Origin of the sequence: Kutzneria viridogrisea DSM 43870, assembly GCF_000525635.1 — a bacterium.
Taxonomy (GTDB): Bacteria; Actinomycetota; Actinomycetes; order Mycobacteriales; family Pseudonocardiaceae; genus Kutzneria; species Kutzneria viridogrisea.
Window position 1 is genome coordinate 2,758,000 of record NZ_CP007155.1, and the last position, 21,107, is coordinate 2,779,106.

Below are 21,107 nucleotides of genomic sequence, written 5' to 3' on the forward strand. Positions count from 1 at the left end.
AAGTAAAACCCTACAGCGAGCGGGCCGCCTGGCCGACGAACTCGGCCTCGCCGCGGACCGGGCCCACGTAGCGGTCGAGCAGGCCGGGCAGGTACTCCGGGCCGAAGCCGATCTCGTTCCACTCCGGCACCAGCATGCGCAGCCGCGCGGTGGAGGTCCTGGTGGTGGTGACGTAGACGTCCTTCATGGTGCGGCTGGCGCGCACGCCCAGCCGCTGCTCGATGCCGTCCACGATGCGCTCGATCGGTTCCAGCACACCGGAAGCCACGTTGATCACCTGGTGCCGCACCCCGATGGCCAGCACGCCCTCCAGCGCCTTGACCATGTGCCGCACGTCGAGCAGGTCCCGGTGGGCGTTGCGGTGCAGGGTCACCTGGCCGGTGCGGACCTGCGCGGTCAGCGAGGGGATCAGCTGGTGCGGGCGCTGGCCCTCGCCGACGATGTGGCTGAGCCGGAACACCAGCCAGTCCGCCCCGGAACTGGCCAGCACCGCCTCCATGGACAGCTTGTGCCTGCCGTAGGCGGAGATCGGGTAGACCGGCCCGTCCTCGTGGCCGGAGCAGCCCTCCGCCCCGTACATGGAGTCCGAGGCGGTGGAGAAGAACACCAGCGTGCGGCCCGTGCGCTTGCAGCGGCGCACGGTCTCGTGCACCAGAGCGGCCTCGCGGTCGAAGTCGGCGATCTCCGCGCTGGTGGTCCTGGTGACCCCGGCGCAGATGACCGTCGTGTCGGGGTGGCGGTCGCCGAAGGCCGCCTCCAGGTGCCGCGACAGGAACCCCTTGCCGATGATTTCCACTGCCACTCCGTTTCGTCTGCCGCCGACGGGGGCGGAGGGGGACACGCCTGCTGTCGAATACGTTGCCGAAAAAACGTGATTAGCCAAGACCGAGAGTGGCAGTGACGAGGGAAGTCTCGCCACGCGTATTGCGGGGTGTCAACGGAATCTGGTGGGATGACTAGTGTTCGTAGCCCTGGTCGCCGGTCAGCTCCGCGGCGTCGGCGAGCAGGGCGAGGTCCAGCCGGTTGCGCAGCCTGAGCTTGACCAGCAACCGCGAGACGTGCGCCTTCACCGCGGCCACCGACATGGACAGCTCCACGCCGATCACCGGGTTGGACTTGCCCTGGCCGACCCGCTTGGCCACGGCCAGTTCGCGCTCGCCCAGTTCGGCAAGGCGGCGCCGGGCCAGCTCGCGGGCCTCGTCCTCGGCGGGCTCGGCCAGCCGCGCGATCAGCCCCCGGGTCACGGCGGGGGAGAGCACCGGCTCACCGCAGGCCGCCCGGTGCACCGCGCGCACGATCTCGGCCGGCGAGGTGTCCTTGAGCAGGAAGCCGGTGGCCCCGGCGCGCAGTGCGCGCAGCACGGTGTCCTCGGTGCTGAACGAGGTCAGCATGATCACCTGCGCGTGGTGCGCGCGGGCGCACAGCCGCTCGGTGGCGGTCAGCCCGTCCACCCCGGGCATGCGCACGTCCATCAGCACCACGTCCGGGGCGTGCTGGCTGACCAGACCGGCGACCTGCCCGCCGTCCTCGGCCTCGGCCACCACCCTGATGTCCCGGTCGGCGGCGAGAATGGCGCGCAGTCCGGCTCGCACCAGCGGGTCGTCATCGACGATCAGTACCGACACCGGCGCGGTCATGGCTGCCCTTTCCGCCCAACCGGTCCTGCTCCCGGTGCTCGACCCGATCAACCAGACAAACGCTAACAGCGGCCACTCGCGGCGGTAACGAACGAAAGTCGACAACCCTGGTGGGGGCGTCCCGTGCCCAGTCGGGAAATATCGCTACCTGGGTAGGGGGAGCATCGACCTAGGGATACTTGTCTCCGATACGGTGCAGGTGCTAATTGATCGGCGATAATGGTTGACGAATCATGACTGATAGGCTCGGGGCAATGTCGCAAAGCACAGAGGTCGAGGTCGAACTGCGGCCGCCGCTGCACCAGGTGAATCCGCGCGCACGCTGGTGGTGGACGGCGCAGGCGCTGCTGACCTCCCTCCTGCTGCTCGGCGTGGAGTACCTGGTGTTCTCCTGGTTCTCCGACTGGGGGCCGACGCCCACCGCGATCACCACCTGCTCGGCGGTGCTCGGCCTGCTCTACCTGCTGGTCATGCCGCACTGGCGGTTCCGGGTGCACCGCTGGGAGACCAGCCGGGACGCCGTCTACACCTCCTCGGGCTGGCTCTGGCAGGAGTGGCGGGTCGCCCCGCTGTCGCGCATCCAGACCGTGGACATGCAGCGCGGGCCGCTGCAACTGCTGTTCGGCCTGTCCAGCGTCCGGGTCACCACCGCCTCGGCGGCGGGCCCGGTGCGCATCGAGGGGCTGACCCCGGACGCCGCGCAGGGCATCGTGCGGCACCTGACCCGGCGCACCCAGGACACGCCGGGGGACGCCACGTGATCGGCCAGTGGCAGCGGCTGGACCGCAGAACCCTTGCGGTGCACCTGAAGTGGCTCGGCCCGCCGATCGGCTCCGTCGCCCTGTACGCGCTGTTCACCGGTGGGGACTTCAACCGCGACGCGCTGATCCGGCTCGGCGTGCTGACCTGCTGCTTCCTGCTGGTGAGCTGCTTCGAGGCGGTGCAGCTGCTGACCACCGGCTACCGGGTCACCGAGGAGCTCTTCGAGCTGCGCAAGGGATTGCTGCTGCGCCAGCACAAGTCGATCCGGCTGGAGCGCATCCGCAGGGTGGACCTGACCGCCAACCCGATCCACCGGGTGCTGGGCATCGCCGTGGTGCGCATCGGCACGGGTGAGCACCACTCGCACGGGGCCCAGGAACTCAAGCTCGCCTCGCTCTCCCGCGCCGCGGGCCAGCAGCTGCGCGAGGAGTTGTTGCAGCGGGCCAACTCCGCGGCCACCGAGCCCGAGCAGGCGCCCGAGGACGGTGTGCTGGCCAAGCTGGACTGGGCCTGGATCCGCTACGCCCCGCTGACCGCGTGGGGCGTGCTCAGCATCGTGATCATCGTGGGCGCGCTGACCAGGGTGGTCGACTGGTTCGGCGTGCACATCGATGTCCTGCTGGACGCGGTGATCCGCTTCTTCGGCACCGCCTCGACCACGGAGGTGTTCGTCACCCTCGGCCTGGTGACCCTGGTGCTGGGCGTGCTCAGCAGCCTGGTCGCGTTCGTCGAGGAGTGGTGGAACTACCGCCTGGAGCGGCCCAACAAGCACACCTACCGGGTGCGCAGGGGCCTGCTGACCACCCGCCAGGTGGCGATCGACCGCCGCCGGATGCGGGGTGTGGAGGTCCGCCAGCCGCTGCTGATGCGCCTGGCCGGTGCCGCCCGCGTGGAGGCCATCGCCACCGGGCTCACCGGCGGCCACGAGGAGCACACGAAGATCCACGTGCTGACCCCGGCCATCCCCAAGCCGGAGGCCGACCGGATCGCCGCCGCCGTGGCCGAGCAGTTCCCCTCGCCGACCGCGTCCACCCGGCTGACCGGGCACCCCAAACCCGCGCTGCGCCGCCGTTTCGTGCGCGCGGCCTGGGTCGTGCTCGGCGTGCTCGGACTGCTGGTGCTCGGCGGGCTCACCGTGTCGCCGAACCTGCTCACCGCCGCGTGGATCACCGCCATCCCGCTCGTGCCGATCTGCGCAGCGCTGGCCATGGACGCCTACCGCGCGCTCGGGCACGGCCTGACCGGGGCCTACCTGGTGACCCGGTACGGGGCGATCACCCGCAGCACCGTGGCCGTGCGCACCGACGGCGTGATCGGCTGGCGGGTCGTGCGCTCGCCGACGCAGCGGCTGTCCGGGCTGGCCACGGTGTCGGCCATCACCTCGGCGGGCAAGCGCGGGTGCTACAAGGTGCGCGACGTCGGCGTTTCCGAGGGACTGTCCTTCGCGGACGAGGCGGTGCCCGGACTGCTGGCCCCCTTCCTGCGCCGAAGGTCTACCCCCACCGCGACCCCGGTCGGTACCGAGGAGGATGTGACGACACGTAACATCCTCGACCGTGCACAGTGACGAGGGCAGAGTGACCGGGCCCGACCATCCCGGACTGTTGCCCGCGGGCCTGGGCGGCGACCCCGGCGATGACGGGCCCCTCCAGCCCCGGTCCGTGCGCGACTGGATCGTGGACACGCTGTGCTTCCTGTTCGCCGCGGCGGCGGGCTCGGTGCCGTTCTTCGTGAACTCGCTGGACGACAGCTTCCCCGAGTCGCCCGCGTTCAACCTGCTGCTGGGCATGCTGGCCTGCGGGGCGGTCTGGTTCCGGCGCCGCTGGCCGGTGGCCATCGCGCTGCTGCTGATCCTGCTGTCGGTGCTCTACCCCACGGTCGCGGGGGCCAGCTTCGTCGCGATGTTCACCGTCGCGGTGCACCGCAAGATCGGTGTGGCCCTGGCGCTGACCCTGCTCAGCATCGGCTCCTCCCTGCTCGAGTTCAGGATCAACCCGATCGACCCGGAGACCCCGACCACCTACTGGACGGCGGTCGGCTTCGCCTCCGCGCTGACCGTGCTCGCCGTGGGCTACGGGGTGGCCATCCGCGCCCGGCGGCAACTGGTGATGTCCCTGGCCGAGCGGACCCGCCGCGCCGAGACCGAGCAGGAACTGCGCGTGGACCAGGCGAAGCTGCGCGAGCGCGAGCGGATCGCCCGCGAGATGCACGACGTGCTGGCGCACCGGCTGTCCCTGCTGAGCATGCACGCGGGCGCACTGGAGTTCCGGCCCGACGCCCCCGCCGAGGAGATCGCCAAGGCGGCCGGGGTGATCAGGGCCAGCGCGCACCAGTCCCTTGTGGACCTGCGCGAGGTGATCTACGTGCTGCGGGACCCCGAGTCCATCGGCGAGCCGCAGCGTCCGCAGATCACGCTGGCCGATCTTCCCGACCTGGTGCGGGAGAGCGAGCAGGCGGGCATGGACGTCGCGTTCGTCATGGACGTGCAGCACGTGGAGGACGCACCCGCCGGGTTGGGGCGCAACGCCTACCGGATCGTGCAGGAGGGGCTGACCAACGCGCGTAAGCACGCGCCGCAGGTCACCGTGCACGTCCAGGTCAGCGGGGCCAAGGCGGAGGGGCTGGTGATCGAGATGCGCAACGCGCTACAGGGCACGCGGCCCAGGCAGGCGGGCGGTGCCGTGCCTGGGGCGGGCGCGGGTCTGGCCGGGCTGACCGAGCGGGCGACGCTGGCCGGTGGCCGGTTGGAGCACGGACGCACCACTGCCGGGGAGTTCCGGCTGTGGGCTTGGCTACCCTGGCCGTCATGAACGAGCAGCAGCGGTCGCCGATCCGGCTCCTGATCGTCGACGACGACCCGCTCGTGCGCAGCGGCCTGCGCACGATGCTGGGCGGCACGGCCGAGCTGGAGATCGTCGGCGAGGCCACCAACGGTGCCGAGGTGCCCGCGGCGGTGGACAAGCACCGGCCGGACATCGTGCTGATGGACATCCGCATGCCCGAGGTGGACGGTCTGGTCGCCGCCCAGCAGCTGCGGCGCAGGGCCGATCCGCCCGAGGTCATCATGCTGACCACGATGGACACCGACGAGAACGTGCTGCGCGCGCTGCGGGCCGGTGCCAGTGGTTTCCTGCTCAAGCACACCCCGCCCGCCGAGATCGTGGACGCGATCCTGCGCGTGTCCGCCGGTGAGCCGATCCTCTCGCCGACGGTGACCAGGCAGCTGATCAACCACGTGGCCGACGACGCCGCGCCCAGCCGCCAGCGCAAGGCACTCGACCTGCTCGGACAGCTCTCCGAGCGCGAGCGCGAGGTGGCGATGGCCATCGGCGAGGGCAAGACCAACGCCGAGATCGCCTCCGAGCTGTTCATGAGCGTGCCCACGGTCAAGGCGCACATCACCCGTCTGCTGGCCAAGTTGGACCTGAACAACCGAGTGCAGATCGCCCTTTTGGCCCATGATGCGAACAGTGCGTGAGTCGCGCTACGACCAAAGTCGTAACGGCAAGCTACCCTTGGCACCCGGTACTAGCCCATTGCCCACTGTGGGCTGCTGATCATCAGCACCACAATGGTGCGCATGGCAGATCTCACCGTCGACCCGGACGCGTTGCTCGCGCGGGACGGCTACATCGCCACTACGGCGGCCGACCTGGCCGTCACCAGCAAGGCGGCGTTCGCCAAGGCGATGATCAACCAGAAGGTGCTGTTCCCGAGGCGGGGCACAGCCAGCCTGTACGGCAACCGGCTCGTGCTCGGCGACTGGGACAGCACCGGTGACGTCAGCATCTACCCGAGCCAGATCCTGGACATCAGCCACGAGTTCACCGAGCTGTACGGCCGGTTCATCGGTGGCGGGGTGCGCAGGTTCGGGGCTCCCGTGGTGCTGCGGTTGAAGAACGAGGTCGAGGTCTACCTGCTGCTCAACTACCGCTGGTTCGTGGAGCGCTCCGACAACGTCCGCTGGTACGGCATGCTCGCCCAGTGGATGCGCACCGCGCACAACGCCGGCCTGGCCGGCTGAACCGGCAACACCGAGGAAGGTGCACATCGTGGAACAGTGGCGTCTGATCGCAGGCGGGGCCGCCGGAGTCGTCCTGCTCATCTTCTTCCTGTGGACGGTCTCCGCCTCGTTCGGACTGGCCTCTGTCTGGAAGAAGGTGCCCAAGAACTCCAAGGAGAACCGGCGCATGGGCCGGGCGCACACGCTCAACGTGATCGGGCTCGGCGGCATCGCCGAGGCGAAGATCATGATGCAGGAGGGCGTGCAGCAGTGGACGGTCATCGGTGTCGCCGTGGTCATCCTGGTGATCGGTGTATCGCTGGTGATCTCCGCGGAGAACCGCCTCAAGCGTTCCGCCTGATCCCTGCTTGACGGCGCCGCGAGGCCCGCCCATCCGCGCGATGGGCGGGTCTTCGCTGTTCCCCCAACAAACCCGAGTCCCGCCCTGGGGCGGCCGAGTCCCGCTCTGGGGAGCCCGAGTCCCGTCCTGGGGCGGCCGAGTCCCGCTCTGGGGCCGGGGTCGGCGTGTCGATGACCGGGACTCGCGCTCCACTGAGCGGGACTCGCGTGCGGGAGAGCGGGACTCGCCGGGGTGCGGGGTGAGCCGGGCCGTGAGAGGGTGAGAGGAGAAGTCTCTCAGCGTGTCGGCGCGCGGAGGTGCGGGCATGGCGGCTCCACTGGGACCGGACTCCCTGGCCTGGCGGCTGGGCTTCGACCGCAGGGCCCTGCTGCTGGCGGGCAGGTCGCTGCTGATGCAGGTCATGCACCCGGTGATCGGCGCGGGCGTGCACGACCACTCGGTGTTCCGCACCGACCCCTGGGGCCGCCTGGAGCGGACCGTCGGCTCGCTGGTCACCCAGTTGTTCGGCGGCCCCGACGCGGTGGCCGAAGGTCAGCGGCTGCGCGAGACGCACAGGTCGATCCGGGGCACCGGGTTCCACGGGGAGCGGTACAGCGCGCTGCACCCGGAGCCGTACGCCTGGGTGCACCTGTCGATCTTCAGCTCCATGCTGGAGTTGTACGGGCTGTTCGAGCAGCCGCTGACCGGCGCGCAGCAGCGGCAGTTCTACGCGGAGTGGCGGCAGGCCGGTCTGGTGCTGGGCGTGGCGCAGCGCCGCATGCCGCCGACACTGGGGGAGTTCCACACCTACCTGGACGGCATGATCGACACCAGGTTGGCGCCGAACCCCGCCGCACAGGACCTGTTGGAGTCGTTGACGTTGAACGACGTGCCGCCGCCCCCGTGGCGGCTTTTCCCGAAGGCGCTGTGGGCCCCGCTGCGCCCGCTGGGCCGCTTCGCGCTGTACGACACGACCGTCGGCACGCTGCCGCCCGCGCTGCGCGAGAAGCTCGGTCTGGAGTGGACGGACGTGCACGAGCGCAGGCTGCGCCGGTTCGCGGCAGCGGTGCGGGCCACCGCCCCGCTGGTGCCCGAGCGGCTGCGGCAGTACCCGTTGGCGTACCGGGCGAGGCGGGCCGCCCGCGGGGTCCCCGCGTGACGGCCGACCTGCTGGCGCTGATCCGCGACGCCTCAGCCGAGGAGCACACCGAGGTCCTGGACGCCGCGCTGGCGGCCTTCCTGGACTACGGGATCCGGCGTACCAGCATGGCGGAGGTCGCGCGCAGGGCGGAGATCAGCCAGGCAACGCTGTACCGCCGGTTCACGCAGAAACCCGAACTGGTCCACGCGGTGACCCTGCGGGAGGCACGCCGATTCGTCACCGCCGTGGACCGCGGGGTGGACCAGTCCGCTGGGGCACGGGAGCAGGTCGTCGAGTTGTTCGTGGCCTTCCTGCACGGCCTGCGCCGCCAGAAACTGTTGGCACGCCTGCTCAACACCGAGCCGGAGGCCGTGCTGCCACTGCTCACTGTGGACGGTGCGGCTCTGCTGGGCATCGGCACCGACTACCTCGCCGAGTTCGTGGTGCGGCTCCAGCGCGCTGGCCAGGTGCCCGGGTTCGCGCCGGAGCCGGTGGCCGAGATGATCGCCCGCGTGGCGCTGTCCCTGGCGCTGACCCGGCGGACCCGGATCCCGGTGGACGAGGTGGCCGCCGCGCGGGAGTTCGCACGGCGGCACATCGTGCCGGTGTTCGGCCTGGCGCAGCTGTCTCAGACGCCGACCGGCTCGGGCTGAGCGGCCTGCTTGCGGGCGCTGCGCTTCATCGCCGCGGCGGAGATCACTCCCAGCAGCAGCACCAGGATCGGCAGCACCATGGTCTGGCTCATCGCCGTGGTCAGTCCGTTGTGGACGGCCTCGGTGATCTGCGGGGGCGCCTGCCCCGCGGTGCTGGAGCCGAACTCGTTGGCGGAGTTGGCCATGCTGTCCAGGAACCGCTGGCGCATCGCCGCGGGCAGCTTGGCCGCCTCCTCGGTCATCGCGGCGGTGATCCGCGCCTGCAACAGCACGCCGACCGCCGCGCTGCCCAGTACGCTGCCGATCTGGCGCGCCGTGTTGTAGATGCCCGAGGCGGTTCCGGTCAGCTTCGGCGGCACCGAACCCATGGTGAGGTTGCTCATCGGTGTGAACACGAAGCCGATGCCCAGCCCGGACACCAGCAGGCCGGGCAGCAGGGTCCACGGGTTGCCGGTTGGCGTGGCCTGCAACGCCACGACGACCAGCCCGGCCGCGGTCGCGACCAGCCCGAACATCACCAGGTACTTGCCGTTGACGCGGTCGGACAGGCGGCCGACGAAGGGCGCGACGACCCCGGACAGCAGCGAGGTGGGCGCGGTCAGCACCCCGGCCATGAGCGGGCTCAGGCCGATCACGGTCTGCAAGTAGATGATCAGCGGCACGAACATGCTGGTGATCGAGAAGCCCACGGCAACCGAGGTGAGGCTGCCGGCGGAGAAGCCCCGGTTGGCGAAGACCTCCAGCGGCACAAGGGGTTCACGGCGGTTGAACCGCTGCCACACCACGAAGGCGACCAGCAGGGCCAGTCCGGCGCCGATGAACTCGAACACGCCCGCGTCCCAGCCGAACTGCTGCCCGTTCTGCAGGCCGAACACCAGGCACAGCAGCCCGGCCCCGGACAACAGGATGCCCAGCACGTCGAAGGAGTGCGCGTGCCTGGGCTGCCAGTCGGGCACGAGCACGGCGGTGGCGGCCAGCGCGACCACGCCGATCGGCACGTTCACGTAGAAGATCCACTGCCAGCCCAGGCCGTCCACCAGCAGGCCGCCCAGCAGCGGGCCGGCCACCGTGGCCAGGCCCGCGACCGCGCCCCACATGCCCATCGCCGTGCCGCGCCTGGCGGGCGGGAACAGGTGGCTGATGAAGGCCAGGGTCTGCGGGGTCATCAGCGCGGCGCCCAGCCCCTGCACGGCGCGGGCGGCGATCAGCCAGCCGACCGAGCCGGACAGCCCGCACCACAGCGAGGCCCCGGTGAACACGGCCAGGCCGACCAGGTAGAGCCGTTTGGGCCCGAACCGGTCGCCCAGTCGGGAGGCCAGCAGCATGGGCACGGCGTAGGCCAGCAGGTACACGCTGGTGACCCAGACCACCGCGTTCAGGCTGGCGTCCAGCTCGCGCAGCATCGCGGGCATCGCGATGGACACGATCGTGCTGTCCAGCAGGATCATGAAGAAGCCCAGGCACAGCGCGGACAGCGCCGCCCACGGGCTGGTCGTGCGGGTGGTCATGGTGTTCCGTTCTCGTGGGCGGTCCTGGGCTGCCACCGCAGCCGGCCGCTGTCGATGTCCTCGATGAGCCGCCTGGTCCAGGCCAGCTCGAACGCGCGCAGGTCCCGCACGTACTGGAAGTCCAGCCAGTAGATCGGCGGCAGCGCCTTGCCGGTGAGCTCGGCGTTGATCAGCTCGTCCACCGAGGACTGCTCGACCAGCACCTGCTCGCGGCGGCGCAGTTGGGTCAGCGCCTGCTCGCGGTCCAGGTCGTTGACCACACCGAGGCCGCTGGTGAACTCGGGGTACTCCTCGGCGACGCTGCCGATGATCTCGCTTGCCCGCGCCACCAGCGCGGCGCGGCCCGCCTCGGTCATGCCGTACACCGTGCGCTCGGGCCTGCGCCCGTCCCGCTGGGTGTCCACCACCTCGATCAGTTCCTGGCCGTGCAGGCGTTCCACCGTGTGGTAGAGCGAGCCGGCCTTCACCTTGACCCGGCGGTCCATCTGCCGCTCACGCATGAGCTGGGCGATCTCGTAGGGGTGCATCGGCCGCTCGGCGAGCAGTTCGAGCACTGCCAGCGCGAGTGGGGTGAGTTTCGCGGTCGCCACCGGGTGCTGATCCTCCGTGTCGTTTATTCCACGTGGACTATACGGAGTGGGCTACCGAGAAGTCCAGCGCCCGGATCAGGAATGTGCTGGACACCTCCGTACGTTGGAAGGAGGTAGGCACGCGTGCGAGGTATGAGGGAGGACTCTGGTGGGGCGGGATCCCGAGGAGCTGTACTACGAGGTCGAGCCGGGTGTGCCCGAGCTGGACGGGGCCGTGCTCCTGCACCACTTCGACGGGTTCATGGACGCGGGCATGGCGGGCAAGCTCGTGGTCGAGCACCTGCTGGAGCGGCTGGAGCACCGCGTGGTGGCGCGTTTCGACGTGGACCGGCTGATCGACTACCGCTCGCGGCGGCCGCTGATGACCTACGCCACCGACCACTGGGCCGACTACCAGACGCCCGAACTGGTCGTGCACCTGCTGCACGACCTGGCGGGCAGCCCGTTCCTACTGCTGACCGGGCCGGAGCCCGACCACGAGTGGGAACTGGTCGTGCAGGCGGTGCGCAACCTGATGGACCGCTGGGGTGTGCGCATGGCCACCTCCTTCCACGGCATCCCGATGGGCGTGCCGCACACCAGGTCGCTGGGCGTCACCGCGCACGGCACCCGCCCCGAGCTGATCGGCCGGCACGAGCAGATGCCCAACCGGCTCCAGGTGCCGGGCAGTTTCGCCGCGCTGCTGGAGTTCCGGCTCGGCGAGGCGGGCCGCGACGCCTCCGGGTACGCCGCGCACGTGCCGCACTACCTGGCGCAGACCGCCTACCACGCCGCCGCCCTGCGGTTGCTGGCGGCGCTGGGCCAGGGCACCGGTCTGGACCTGCCCGAGCAGGCCCTGCGCGAGGCGGCCAAGCGCACCGACGTGGAGATCGACCGCCAGGTGGAGGGCTCGGAGGAGGTGGCCGACGTGGTGCGCGCGCTGGAGCGCCAGTACGACACCTTCGCCGAGGCCGCGCAGCGGGAGAGCCTGCTGACCGAGGACATGGAACTGCCCACGGCGGAGGAGTTGGGCACGGAGTTCGAGCGGTTCCTGGCCGAGCAGAGCGGGACCGAGGGGTAGCCTCACGCCAATGGCGACCATGGTCACTTTCCACGCCCACCCCGACGACGAGTGCATCGGCTGCGGTGGGGTCATGCGCAAGGCGCACGAGCAGGGCCACCGGGTCGTGCTCGTGGTCGCCACCAGGGGTGAGCACGGCGAGGTGGCCGAGGGCTTCCTCGCCGAGGGCGAACCGCTGTGGCAGCGCAGGGTTGCCGAGACGCACGCCTCGGCGGAGATCCTCGGCGTGCAGCGCGTGGAGTTCCTGGGCTACGTGGACTCCGGCATGATGGGCAGGCCCACCAACGAGGAGCCCGGCTCGTTCTGGACCGCCTCGGTGGAGCAGGCCGCGCAGCAGTTGGCCGCGATCCTGCGCGAGGAGAACGCGGACGTGCTCACCTGCTACGACGACAACGGCGGCTACGGGCACCCGGACCACATCCAGGTGCACCGCGTCGGCATGCGCGCGGCCGAACTCGCTGGTACGCCAAGGGTCTACCAGAGCACGATGAACCGGGACCACATGGTGCGCGGCATGAAGGCCTTCGCCGAGCAGGCCGCCGCGGCGGGCATCGAGATGCCGCAGGTCCAGGAGGACGTGCAGTTCGGCAAGCCCGAGTCCGAGCTGACCGCGGCCGTGGACGTCACTGAGTTCCTGGAGTACAAGCGCAAGGCCATGCGCGCGCACGCCAGCCAGATCAGCGAGCAGTCCTTCTTCCTGGCCATGCCCGAGGAGGGTTTCCGCTACTCCTTCGGCACCGAGTGGTTCATCCGCGCTGGCCAGGGCCCCGGCATCACCGAGACGGACCTGATGGCAGGTCTGTGAGCAGCCGCTCGAAGGCCTGCTCGGTGACGATCGGGATGCCGTAGGTGCGGGCCTTCGCGGCCTTGCCGGAGGCCGAGTCCGGGTCGGCGGCGATCACCAGCCTGGTCCGCTTGGTGACCCCGCCGTGCACCCGCAACCCGCGCTCGCGGGCCACCTGCTCCCACTGCTCGCGCGGGCGCACCGAGGTCTGCCCGGTGAACACCACCTGATCACCGGGCAGCAGCCGGAAGCGCTCGTGCGCGTCCCCCTGGCCGAGGGTCTGCTCCAGAGCCAGTTCCACGTCCTGCTCGGCCAGTCCCAGCAACCGCGCCACCAGCACCAGGTCCGCGCGTTCGGCCGCGGTCACCACCTCGTCGGCCCAGGCCGCGCGGGCCAGCCCCAGCAGGTAGTTCCAGTGCAGGCCGAGGACCTGCTCGCGGTCCAGCCCCAGCGCGGTGGCCGTGTCCACCAGCGCGTCCTGCTCGGTGTCCGAGACGTGCCGGTCCAACAGGGCGTTGTCCAGCACGGCCAGGTAGGCGTCGGCGTTGGGCGGCTCGGTGACCCGGGGCAGTCGGTCCACGAGCCGGGCCAGGAAGTGGATCGGCGCCCTGGGCGTGTGCCCGCGCAGCAACCTGCGCCCGCACGGCTCGGGCAGCACCGGCCACGGCCACACCAGTGCCTGGTCCACCAGGTGCTGCCAGGTGGACCCGTTGTCGCGCAGGAAGTAGCGCAGCAGACCGGCCGCCGCTCGCGCGTCGTAGAGCGCCGAGTGCGCGTTGGTCAACGGCACGCCCGCCACCGCGCAGCACGCGGCGAGCTTGCGGCTGGGGGAGTCCAGCAACTCGGTGGCAAGCCGCATCGTGCACAGCCCCGGCGCGACCGCCAGCTCGGCGACGCTGCCCAGCCGCGCGTACTCCGCCTGCACGAAGCGCGCGTCGAAGGGCAGGTTGTGCGCCACGAGCACCCGGCCCGCCAGTTGTGCGGCGAGATCACCGGCGATGTCGGCGAAGGTCGGCGCCAGTCTGGCCTGCGCCGCGGAGATCCGGTGGATGTGCTGCGGCCCCATGTCCCGCTGCGGGTTGACCAGCGTGCACCACTCACCTTCCGGTTGGCCGCCCGCGTCCAGCCGCACCACCGCCACCTCGACCACACGGTCGTGCCGGTCCGCTGACAGCCCCGTCGTCTCCACGTCGATCACCGCGAACCCACCGGCCATGTCCTTGATGTCGCCACGCCGTGGCACTCGGTTACCGTTTCCGCGCGGTCACGCCCAAAGGGCCTAATGTCGTTCGGGTGCATTCTCTGCCCGTGCGCCTGGTGCCGATGGCCTTCGCCCTCGGCTACCTGTTGGTGATCGGCGAGGGCCTGGTGACCGCCCGCGGCTGGCTCTGGCTCGCGCTGTCCTGCGCGGTGTTGCTGGCCGTTCCACGGTTCCCGCTGCTGTCCGTGCTGGCCCAGTGCGGACTCGTGCTGGTCGCGGGCAGACTGGACCCGCCCGCCTCGGACGCGGTGTTGTTGCTGCTGCTGGTGTCGGCCGCCGAACTGCCCGTGCGCCGCCGCGGCTGGCCGCTGGCACTCGGCGTGCTGGCGGCCCTGGCCGCCGTGCTGCTCAAGCTCGGCAACTGGCGGCTGGACCAGGCCCCGCCCGCCTTCTACCTGGCCGTGTGCAGCATGGTCGCCGCCCCGGTGCTGCTCGGGCTGTACATCCGCTCGCTGCGCGCACTGGCGGTGGCCGCCCAGGAGCACGCCCGCGACGCCGAGGCCCGGGTGCGCACCACCGAGCGCACGGCCCTGGCCAGGGAGTTGCACGACATCACCGCGCACCACCTGTCCTCCATCGCGCTGCGGGTGACCGCCGCCCGCTACGCCCACCCGGAGTTGGGCGACCCGCTGAGCGAAGTACTTGACGACGTGCGTCAAGCCGCCACCACCAGCCTGCGCCAGGTGCGGCAGATGCTCGACCTGCTGCGCGACCCGGGCATGACCGACCGGGAACTGGCCCCGCTGCTGAACCCCACCAACCTGGCCGGTGCGCTGGCCGAGCTGGAGCGGACCCTGCGCGAGGAGTTCCGGGTGGACTGGCACGTGGACGACCTGAGCCGGGTCGAGGCGGTGCAGGGGCTGGCGGTGCTGCGGGTGACCCAGGAGAGCTTGACCAACGTCGTCAAGCACGGGGCGCCCGGCGGCAAGGTGCGGGTGCGCGTGACGACCCGCGAGGACGCGGTGGAGGTCGACATCCTCAACAGCACGCGGGCACTGGCCCAGACCGGCACCGGCTGGGGGCTGGTCGGCATGCGGGAGCGGGTGGACCTGCTCGGTGGCACGCTGCTGGCCGGGCCGACCACCGAAGGCTGGCGGGTCCGGGCGCTGGTGCCCGCGGTGCCCTCGTGACCGGGGTGCTGCTGGTGGACGACCAGCCGATCGTGCGCGCGGGACTGCGCATGCTGTGCCAGAGCGCGGCCGACCTGGAGGTGGTGGGGGAGGCCGGGAACGGCGAGGTGGCGCTGCGCGCGGTGTGCGCGGACGCGCCCGAGGTGGTGGTGATGGACCTGCGCATGCCGGTGATGGACGGGGTGCGCGCCACCGAGCTGATCGCCCGCGACCACCCCGGCTCGCGGGTGCTGGTGCTGACCACCTTCGACGAGGACGAGCACCTGTACGCGGCGCTGCGGGCCGGGGCCGCCGGGTTCCTGGCCAAGCACGCCGAGCCGGAACGGGTGCTGGCCGCGATCCGCGCCGTGGCCGCGGGCGAGACCGTGTTCAGCCCGGAGGTGTTGGCGCGCATCGTGTCCCGGGCCATGGGTACTGGCACGCGTGCCGAGTTGCCCGCGCTGACCGAGCGGGAGCGCGAGGTGCTGGCCCTGCTGGCCACCGGCGCGTCCAACGCGGAGATCGGCGAGCGCCTGTTCCTGGCCGTGACCACGGTGAAGACGCACGTGTCCGCGCTGGCGGCCAAGACCGGCTGCGCCAACCGGGTCCAGCTCGCGGTGCTCGCCGTGCGCGCGGGTCTGGACCTGTAAGACGCTGATCTTGGGGCAAAGGTTGCCTGACCGTGGGCAGGAACACCGCAGGTCAACCCCGGTGCCGGGCCGACGTCTTCCTCTTCGACAGGCAAGTCGGGGAAAGGACAGCTCATGAAGATCACTCGGGTACTGGTCGGTGGCAGCCTGCTCGGCGCGATGGCCGTGCTGGCCGCGGCGCCCGTCGCGATGGCCGCGGAGGGGCAGCCCCGCGCCGTGGTCGCCGCCGACACCACCACCTCGGCGCCCACCACCACGGAGAGCACGACGGCTCCGAGCTCCTCCGCCGCGCCGACGACGACCGTCACCACCAGCCCGTCCAGCAAGGCGCCCAGCTCCACGGTGACCCGCGCGCCGAGCACCACCGCCAAGTCCGGTGAGGTGCCCAAGGGCGCCCCGCAGACCGGTGGCGGCGGCACCGCTGACGAGGGCGGCAACCTCGGCCTGATCGCCATGGGCGGCGCCGTGGTCCTCGCCGGTGGCGGCGTCGGCGTCTGGGCGCTGCGGCGCCGCGCGACCCAGGGCTGACCGCCGTGCACCCGCAGTTCCCTGGCCGGGACCCGCACCCGGCCAGGGCGTTGCCGGTACCGCCCCGCGGCCCGGTCGGCGGTGCGCGGCCCGTGCCGCCCCCGGCGTGGCCGCAGGCGGGTGGGGCTCAGGCACAACAGGGTTCGCCGCAGCCGGGTTGGCCGCAGCGGCAGACCGGGCCGCAGCCGGGCGGCCTGCAACAGGGTTGGCCGCACCCTGACGCGCGCTGCCAGCGCCAGCCCGGCGGCTCGCAACCGGGTTGGCCGCAACCGCAGGCGCACCGCCCGCGGCAGCCGCGGCCCGAGCAGCGGCGACCGGACTGGCGCCAGCCCCAAGCCGTTGCGGCTCAACCGGTTCGGCGCGAGCCGACCCTGCGGTTCCAGCAGCCCAAGGCTTCCCGGCAGCGGTCGGTGCGGCCGCCGCGCAGGCGTCGCGGTGGGGCAGGGGCGGTCGCCGCCCTGCTCGTCCTGGTCGGGCTGGGCATCGTGGGCTACGGCTTCCGCGACGAGATCACGCACGCCGTGGCGGCCGTGGGCTTCACCAACTCCGCAGGCAGCACCGGCGAGCCGATGGCCAAGTCGACACCGCTGCGGGTGCGCATCCCGAGCATCGGGGTGGACTCCTCCCTGGTGTCCTTGGGGCTCAACGCGGATCAGACCGTGCAGGTGCCCCCGGTGAGCCAGCCGATGCAGGCGGGCTGGTACGCCAACGGTCCCACGCCGGGGGAGAAGGGTTCGGCCGTGCTGCTGGGGCACGTGGACGGGGCGAACAAGGAGGGCGTGTTCTACCGGCTGCGCGAGGTGACCGCGGGCACCGAGATCCTGGTGCCGCGCCAGGACGGGACCACAGCACGGTTCGTGGTGTACAAGGTCGAGCAGGCGCCCAAGACGAACTTCCCGACCCAGGAGGTCTACGGGGACAACGGGAAGCCGGAACTGCGCGTGATCACCTGCGGCGGTTCCTTCGACCACAGCGCGGGCAGCTACCGGGACAACACGATCGTTTACGCCGCGTTGGCGCCCTGAGCGCTCCCCGGCACTGTTCATCGACTGGACGCCCGGCGGACCCGCCGCGTCCACCTCCGCTGGTGAGACTCCCGCGGTGCACCACCGGGTGCGCTGAGGAGGAACGATGAACCGTCGAGGGATCGCCGCCATCGCGGGGACCGTCGCACTGACCCTGTTGTCCGGCGGGACCGCGCAGGCCGCCGGTCACCCGCTGGGGACCGTCGCCGACAGCTACCGGGTGCGCGCTGGCCAGACGCTGACCACGCACGGCCGAGGTGTGCTGGGCAACGACCGGGGCAATCCGCTGACCGTCGTCTCGCACACCGCCCCCGCGCACGGCTCGCTGGACATCAATCCCGACGGCACCTTCCGCTACACCCCGGCCGCCGGGTTCACCGGGACCGACAGCTTCACCTACACCGCCAGCGACGCGGTCCGGCTGTACCGCACGAACCTGCCCGCGCTGGCCACGGTCGGCGGGGTGCCGATCACTGGCGGCGGCTACGGGTCCGGGCTGACCCCGGTGCCCGGTTCCTGCGACGAGTTCTACGGCCTGACCGACCGCGGCCCCAACGTGGACGGGCCTAACGGGGTCAAGATCGAGCCGCTGACCTCGTTCACGCCCAGCATCGGCCGCTTCCAGCTCGTGGACGGCAAGGCCGTGCTGCGCAGGAAGATCCCGCTACGTGCGGCCGACGGCACCCCGTACAGCGGACGGGTCAGCACGGCGGCGAACACCGGTGAGTCCATTGTGGACATCAACGGGGTCCCGCTGGCCGCCGACCCCAACGGCTACGACCCCGAGGGGATCGTGGCCCTGCCCGACGGCACGTTCTGGGTCTCCGACGAGTACGGCCCGTTCATCACCCACTTCGACCGCGACGGCCGTGCCCTGCAAAGGCTTTCGCCCTTCGACGGCTCGCTGCCCGCCGAGCTCGCCAACCGCGTGCCGAACAAGGGCATGGAGGGGCTGACCGTCACCCCGGACGGCCGGACCCTGGTCGGCATCATGCAGTCGGCGTTGCAGCAGCCCGACCTGACCAAGAAGCCCGCGAACGTCACCACCCTGCGCATCGTGACCTACGACCTGCGCAGCAAGGCCACGCACGAGTACCTGTACCTGCTCGACGACCCGAAGACCCACAGCGGGGCGGTCAGTGAGATCACCGCGCTGAGCAGCACCACGTTCCTGGTCGACGAGCGTGACGGCAAGCCGGAGCCCGGCGCGTACAAGAAGCTGTTCAAGATCGACCTGGCCGGGGCCACCGACGTGGGTCCGGCCGCCGCGGGTTACGACGCGGGCAAGGGTGGCCTGCTCGTCGGCCCCGACAAGCACAGCATCGACGCGTACGTGGGCACCGACGACACCGCCACGGCCACGGCTGACCTGGCCAAGGTCGGCATCAGGCCGGTGGCCAAGTCGCTGCACCTGGACCTCGGCGGCCTGGTCAGCGGCCTGGACCCCAGCGGCGGCTTCTTCGGTCACGACAAGGTGGAGGGCGTGGCCGCGATCAACGGTGGTCGCACGCTGGTGATCAGCAACGACAGCGACTTCGGCATCGACGGCATCACCAACTCGACGGCGCCGTACCAGTTGCACGTGAAGAGCCAGCCCAACGGCCGCCAGGACGACGGCGAGTTCCTCGTGGTGGACACGACCCGCCTGCCCGCCGCGACCAGCACCGCCACCGTGACGATCACCGTCCGCTGAGGCCGAACGCCCCGGGGCGAACCAGCGCGTGTCGGCGCCAGCTGTGGCGCGTGTCGGCGCTTCCGGTACGGCGAGTTCGCGCTTCCGGCCCGGTTTCCCACCCCGTGGGAGGCCTTACCGGGACGGCGAACACACCGCACGGGAACGTCCGACACGCGCCACCGGAAGCGCCGACACGCGCTGTGGTTGCGTGCCGCTCAGCAGTCCAGTCGGCGGCGGCCGGCGAAGCCCAGGTCGGCGCGGTGGTACCAGGCCAGTTCGGTGTCGCCCTCCAGCCAGCACAGCAGGACCGGCACCCCGTCGAGATCCGCAGGGAAGTCGACCAGCAGCGGGGCGAAGCCCTTCAGCTCGGCGCCGGTCCGCTGCACGGTGGTCATCAGGTCGTCCAGCCGGGCCTGCGCCGCCTTCATCTCGGGCAGCCCGCCCAGCGGGGTCGGCGGGCCGTCCGGTGCCAGCGAGGCGCACAGCTCGGCGGCGTCGGCGCGCAGCCGCACCAGCTCGTCCAGCACCGGCAACAGCCTGGCCAGTTCCTCTCGGGCCTCGGCGACGGTGAACAGTCCCATGTGCACATCGTGCCCCCGGCTCAGCGCCAGGCGAACACCGGCTGCTCCAGGTGGGCGACCCTGGTGTGCCGCCCGTGCAGCGCGACCTCGCGGAACTGGTGCAGCACCGCCGCGGTCGGCGCGTGCACCAGGCTGCCCACGAGCGGCAGCTGCACCACGGGCCGGTCCGACTCGGGGATGCGCAGCAACCTCGGCGGCACGTCCAGTTCCGCGAGCGGGATCAGGAACACCTCGGCCACCTCCGCCGGGTTCGGGTCCAGCACGGCCTCGGCGACCCGCAGCACCACGGGAGTGATCACGTACCCGGAACGGGTCGGGTAGTCGTCGAGCAGCCCCAGCACCTGCTCGCGGCCCGCCCGCACGCCCAACTCCTCGTGCAGCTCGCGCAGCGCGGCGTCCACGGCGTCCTCACCCGGGTCCAGCTTGCCGCCCGGCAGCGCGAACTGCCCGGGGTGCGCGCGCATCCGTGACGGCCGCAGGGTCAGCCAGACGCCCTCCGCCGGCCCGTCGCCGACGAGCACCACGGCCACCGCCGCGGCGCGCAGGCCGTGATCGGTCACGGCCACACGTCGGAACTGGCGAACCCGTTCGTCCACGAGGTCCCGGTGAGGCATGCTGCCACCATGCCAGATCCGTCCGGTGCGACCGCGTGAGAGCCAGGCTCCCGCTGCTGCTGTCGCTGGCCGCCCTGCTGCTGCTCGCGGCACTCGCGGCTCGCGGCCGCTCGCCCGTGACGTTCAGCGCGCCGACCTTCCAGCCCGCGCCGATCACGGCCACCGGCACCACCAGCCCCCAGCCGGACGGCTACCCGCCCACCGCGGTCGGCGGCGTCATCGACCTGTTCGCGCTGGTCCTCATCCTGGTGATCCTCCTGCTCGGTGCCGCCGGACTTGTCGCCCTGCTCCGGCTGCGACCCAAACTCCGCGTTCGCGGCACGGCCGACCCGGTGACCACCGAGGACTCCGCGCCGACCGCGGTCAGCGGCGCCGTGCTCGCACAACGGGCCCGCACGGCCGCGGCCCAGCTCCGAGCCCGCGAGGGCGGACCGCCCGGTGACCGCGTGATCGCGGCCTGGGTCGGGCTGGAGGCCAGCGCGACCGCCAGCGGCACGACCCGCCGCCCGCAGCAGACGCCCACCGAGTTCGTGGCCGCCGTGCTCGCCGCGCACCATGTCGACGCCCAGGCACTGGCCCGGTTGCGCGCCCTGTACGTGCGGGCCCGCTTCGACCAGTCGGCGCAGGTCAGCGACGCGGACGCGGAGTCCGCGGCCCAGGCGCTGGACCGGGTCGCGATAGATCTGGCGGCGGCGCGGTGAACCCGCTGATGAGCTGGCCGCGTGCGATCGCCTCGGCGGTCGGGTGCTCGGCCGTGGCGCTGACCTGCCTGAGCTGGTTGCTCGGCGCACCCGTGCTCTGGGCTGCGCTGCTGACCCTGCCGATCGGGCTGTTGGTGTTGGTGCTGGCCCGTTCCCCGATGACCAGTGAACCGGCCTGGCAGCCCCTGCCCGCCACCGACGGCGCCCTGTCCACCCCGCAGGCCAGCGCGCTCAGCGGGCGCCTCGCCGATGCCGCCACCGACGCGGGCCGGTTCCGCAGCCGGATCCAGCCCAGGCTGCGCGAGCTCGCACTGGCCAGACTGCGCCAAGCCGGGGTCGAGGACCTGACCGATCCACGCGCACAATCCCTGCTGGGCGGCGAACTGCTCGCCCTGCTCACCGATCGGGGCGCCCGCATGCCTGGCCCCGAGGAGCTCAGCACCCTGTTGGCCCGACTGGAGGAACTGTGACCACTGTGGACGGAG

General features: G+C 71.6%; 24 protein-coding genes. 17 read left to right on the forward strand and 7 right to left on the reverse strand.

Features of this window, described 5'->3' with window-relative positions; all coding sequences use genetic code 11:
• Positions 1–10: 10 nt before the first annotated feature.
• A complete protein-coding gene (locus KALB_RS12500; RefSeq protein ID WP_201771914.1) occupies positions 11–802 on the reverse strand; it encodes an NAD-dependent epimerase/dehydratase family protein in 792 nt (263 codons plus the stop codon).
• 154 nt (positions 803–956) lie between these two features.
• Complete coding sequence (locus KALB_RS12505) at positions 957–1,637, reverse strand: response regulator (RefSeq protein WP_025356055.1); 681 nt, start codon at positions 1,635–1,637, stop codon at positions 957–959.
• A 254-nt stretch (positions 1,638–1,891) separates the two neighbouring features.
• Here KALB_RS12505 and KALB_RS12510 point away from each other — a divergent pair, with 254 nt between their 5' ends.
• The 8 genes from KALB_RS12510 to KALB_RS12545 all read left to right on the forward strand — a co-directional run bounded on the left by KALB_RS12510 (position 1,892) and on the right by KALB_RS12545 (position 8,536).
• Positions 1,892–2,398 carry a PH domain-containing protein gene (locus KALB_RS12510; RefSeq protein WP_025356056.1) on the forward strand — a complete coding sequence of 169 codons (507 nt, stop codon included), beginning with the start codon at positions 1,892–1,894 and terminating at the stop codon, positions 2,396–2,398.
• Positions 2,395–3,966 (forward strand): PH domain-containing protein, encoded by a 1,572-nt coding sequence (locus KALB_RS12515; RefSeq protein WP_025356057.1) that lies wholly within the window; start codon positions 2,395–2,397, stop codon positions 3,964–3,966. Before KALB_RS12510 ends, KALB_RS12515 begins: the two co-directional genes overlap by 4 nt.
• 10 nt (positions 3,967–3,976) lie before the next feature.
• Complete coding sequence (locus KALB_RS12520) at positions 3,977–5,209, forward strand: sensor histidine kinase (RefSeq protein ID WP_025356058.1); 1,233 nt, start codon at positions 3,977–3,979, stop codon at positions 5,207–5,209.
• A complete protein-coding gene (locus KALB_RS12525) occupies positions 5,206–5,877 on the forward strand; it encodes a response regulator (protein WP_025356059.1) in 672 nt (223 codons plus the stop codon). Before KALB_RS12520 ends, KALB_RS12525 begins: the two co-directional genes overlap by 4 nt.
• A 102-nt stretch (positions 5,878–5,979) precedes the next feature.
• Positions 5,980–6,423, forward strand: coding sequence for a hypothetical protein (locus KALB_RS43830; protein ID WP_025356060.1), 444 nt, complete (start codon positions 5,980–5,982; stop codon positions 6,421–6,423).
• A 28-nt stretch (positions 6,424–6,451) separates the two neighbouring features.
• Positions 6,452–6,763, forward strand: coding sequence for a hypothetical protein (locus KALB_RS12535; RefSeq protein ID WP_148309450.1), 312 nt, complete (start codon positions 6,452–6,454; stop codon positions 6,761–6,763).
• 304 nt (positions 6,764–7,067) lie between these two features.
• Entirely contained in the window at positions 7,068–7,901 is an 834-nt protein-coding gene (locus tag KALB_RS12540) for an oxygenase MpaB family protein (RefSeq protein ID WP_025356062.1), read from the forward strand.
• Complete coding sequence (locus tag KALB_RS12545) at positions 7,898–8,536, forward strand: TetR/AcrR family transcriptional regulator (protein WP_025356063.1); 639 nt, start codon at positions 7,898–7,900, stop codon at positions 8,534–8,536. The genes KALB_RS12540 and KALB_RS12545 overlap by 4 nt, the downstream gene beginning before the upstream one ends.
• Here KALB_RS12545 and KALB_RS12550 read toward each other — a convergent pair.
• Both KALB_RS12550 and KALB_RS12555 read right to left on the reverse strand, forming a co-directional pair.
• Positions 8,512–10,044, reverse strand: a complete 1,533-nt coding sequence (locus KALB_RS12550; protein ID WP_081789313.1) for a DHA2 family efflux MFS transporter permease subunit — start codon at positions 10,042–10,044, stop codon at positions 8,512–8,514. The genes KALB_RS12545 and KALB_RS12550 overlap by 25 nt on opposite strands.
• Positions 10,041–10,634 carry a PadR family transcriptional regulator gene (locus KALB_RS12555; protein WP_025356065.1) on the reverse strand — a complete coding sequence of 198 codons (594 nt, stop codon included), beginning with the start codon at positions 10,632–10,634 and terminating at the stop codon, positions 10,041–10,043. The genes KALB_RS12550 and KALB_RS12555 overlap by 4 nt, the downstream gene beginning before the upstream one ends.
• Before the next feature lie 148 nt (positions 10,635–10,782).
• Between KALB_RS12555 and KALB_RS12560 the strand changes: the two genes are divergently transcribed.
• Together KALB_RS12560 and KALB_RS12565 are read left to right on the forward strand one after the other, a co-directional pair.
• Entirely contained in the window at positions 10,783–11,694 is a 912-nt protein-coding gene (locus KALB_RS12560; RefSeq protein ID WP_025356066.1) for a proteasome assembly chaperone family protein, read from the forward strand.
• A gap of 10 nt (positions 11,695–11,704) precedes the next feature.
• Positions 11,705–12,499 carry a PIG-L family deacetylase gene (locus KALB_RS12565; RefSeq protein ID WP_025356067.1) on the forward strand — a complete coding sequence of 265 codons (795 nt, stop codon included), beginning with the start codon at positions 11,705–11,707 and terminating at the stop codon, positions 12,497–12,499.
• Here KALB_RS12565 and KALB_RS12570 read toward each other — a convergent pair.
• Positions 12,468–13,721 carry an exonuclease domain-containing protein gene (locus KALB_RS12570; RefSeq protein WP_051912991.1) on the reverse strand — a complete coding sequence of 418 codons (1,254 nt, stop codon included), beginning with the start codon at positions 13,719–13,721 and terminating at the stop codon, positions 12,468–12,470. The two genes, KALB_RS12565 and KALB_RS12570, sit on opposite strands and share 32 nt — an antisense overlap.
• Before the next feature lie 50 nt (positions 13,722–13,771).
• On the opposite strand from KALB_RS12570, the gene KALB_RS12575 reads away from it, so the two are divergent.
• The 5 genes from KALB_RS12575 (at position 13,772) to KALB_RS12595 (ending at position 18,744) form a co-directional block, all read left to right on the forward strand.
• Positions 13,772–14,869, forward strand: a complete 1,098-nt coding sequence (locus KALB_RS12575) for a sensor histidine kinase (protein ID WP_148309451.1) — start codon at positions 13,772–13,774, stop codon at positions 14,867–14,869.
• Positions 14,866–15,498 (forward strand): response regulator transcription factor, encoded by a 633-nt coding sequence (locus tag KALB_RS12580; RefSeq protein ID WP_025356070.1) that lies wholly within the window; start codon positions 14,866–14,868, stop codon positions 15,496–15,498. Before KALB_RS12575 ends, KALB_RS12580 begins: the two co-directional genes overlap by 4 nt.
• 114 nt (positions 15,499–15,612) lie before the next feature.
• The gene (locus KALB_RS12585) at positions 15,613–16,026 is read left to right on the forward strand and encodes a GVDTG sorting domain-containing protein (RefSeq protein ID WP_025356071.1); all 414 of its coding nucleotides are present in this window, start codon (positions 15,613–15,615) and stop codon (positions 16,024–16,026) included.
• Positions 16,027–16,031: 5 nt separating this feature from the next.
• Positions 16,032–17,051, forward strand: a complete 1,020-nt coding sequence (locus KALB_RS50090; protein ID WP_338033857.1) for a class F sortase — start codon at positions 16,032–16,034, stop codon at positions 17,049–17,051.
• A gap of 106 nt (positions 17,052–17,157) precedes the next feature.
• On the forward strand, positions 17,158–18,744 hold the full coding sequence (locus KALB_RS12595) for an esterase-like activity of phytase family protein (protein WP_025356073.1): 1,587 nt from the start codon (positions 17,158–17,160) through the stop codon (positions 18,742–18,744).
• A 197-nt stretch (positions 18,745–18,941) separates the two neighbouring features.
• On the opposite strand, the gene KALB_RS12600 is transcribed toward KALB_RS12595, so the two are convergent.
• On the reverse strand, positions 18,942–19,307 hold the full coding sequence (locus KALB_RS12600; protein ID WP_025356074.1) for a DUF2203 domain-containing protein: 366 nt from the start codon (positions 19,305–19,307) through the stop codon (positions 18,942–18,944).
• A gap of 20 nt (positions 19,308–19,327) precedes the next feature.
• Complete coding sequence (locus tag KALB_RS12605; RefSeq protein WP_025356075.1) at positions 19,328–19,921, reverse strand: NUDIX hydrolase; 594 nt, start codon at positions 19,919–19,921, stop codon at positions 19,328–19,330.
• 35 nt (positions 19,922–19,956) lie between these two features.
• On the opposite strand from KALB_RS12605, the gene KALB_RS43835 reads away from it, so the two are divergent.
• Together KALB_RS43835 and KALB_RS12615 are read left to right on the forward strand one after the other, a co-directional pair.
• The gene (locus KALB_RS43835; RefSeq protein ID WP_025356076.1) at positions 19,957–20,622 is read left to right on the forward strand and encodes a DUF4129 domain-containing protein; all 666 of its coding nucleotides are present in this window, start codon (positions 19,957–19,959) and stop codon (positions 20,620–20,622) included.
• Positions 20,623–20,630: 8 nt separating this feature from the next.
• The gene (locus KALB_RS12615) at positions 20,631–21,092 is read left to right on the forward strand and encodes a hypothetical protein (RefSeq protein WP_148309452.1); all 462 of its coding nucleotides are present in this window, start codon (positions 20,631–20,633) and stop codon (positions 21,090–21,092) included.
• The last annotated feature ends 15 nt before the right edge of the window (positions 21,093–21,107 follow it).

Coding starts and splice junctions, on each gene's coding strand:
- KALB_RS12505 (WP_025356055.1), bottom strand. CDS start 1,637: ATGACCGCGCCGGTGTCGGTACTGATCGTCGATGACGACCCGCTGGTG.
- KALB_RS12510 (WP_025356056.1), top strand. CDS start 1,892: ATGTCGCAAAGCACAGAGGTCGAGGTCGAACTGCGGCCGCCGCTGCAC.
- KALB_RS12525 (WP_025356059.1), top strand. CDS start 5,206: ATGAACGAGCAGCAGCGGTCGCCGATCCGGCTCCTGATCGTCGACGAC.
- KALB_RS43830 (WP_025356060.1), top strand. CDS start 5,980: ATGGCAGATCTCACCGTCGACCCGGACGCGTTGCTCGCGCGGGACGGC.
- KALB_RS12540 (WP_025356062.1), top strand. CDS start 7,068: ATGGCGGCTCCACTGGGACCGGACTCCCTGGCCTGGCGGCTGGGCTTC.
- KALB_RS12550 (WP_081789313.1), bottom strand. CDS start 10,044: ATGACCACCCGCACGACCAGCCCGTGGGCGGCGCTGTCCGCGCTGTGC.
- KALB_RS12565 (WP_025356067.1), top strand. CDS start 11,705: ATGGCGACCATGGTCACTTTCCACGCCCACCCCGACGACGAGTGCATC.
- KALB_RS12585 (WP_025356071.1), top strand. CDS start 15,613: ATGAAGATCACTCGGGTACTGGTCGGTGGCAGCCTGCTCGGCGCGATG.
- KALB_RS12595 (WP_025356073.1), top strand. CDS start 17,158: ATGAACCGTCGAGGGATCGCCGCCATCGCGGGGACCGTCGCACTGACC.
- KALB_RS12600 (WP_025356074.1), bottom strand. CDS start 19,307: ATGGGACTGTTCACCGTCGCCGAGGCCCGAGAGGAACTGGCCAGGCTG.
- KALB_RS12605 (WP_025356075.1), bottom strand. CDS start 19,921: ATGCCTCACCGGGACCTCGTGGACGAACGGGTTCGCCAGTTCCGACGT.
- KALB_RS12615 (WP_148309452.1), top strand. CDS start 20,631: ATGAGCTGGCCGCGTGCGATCGCCTCGGCGGTCGGGTGCTCGGCCGTG.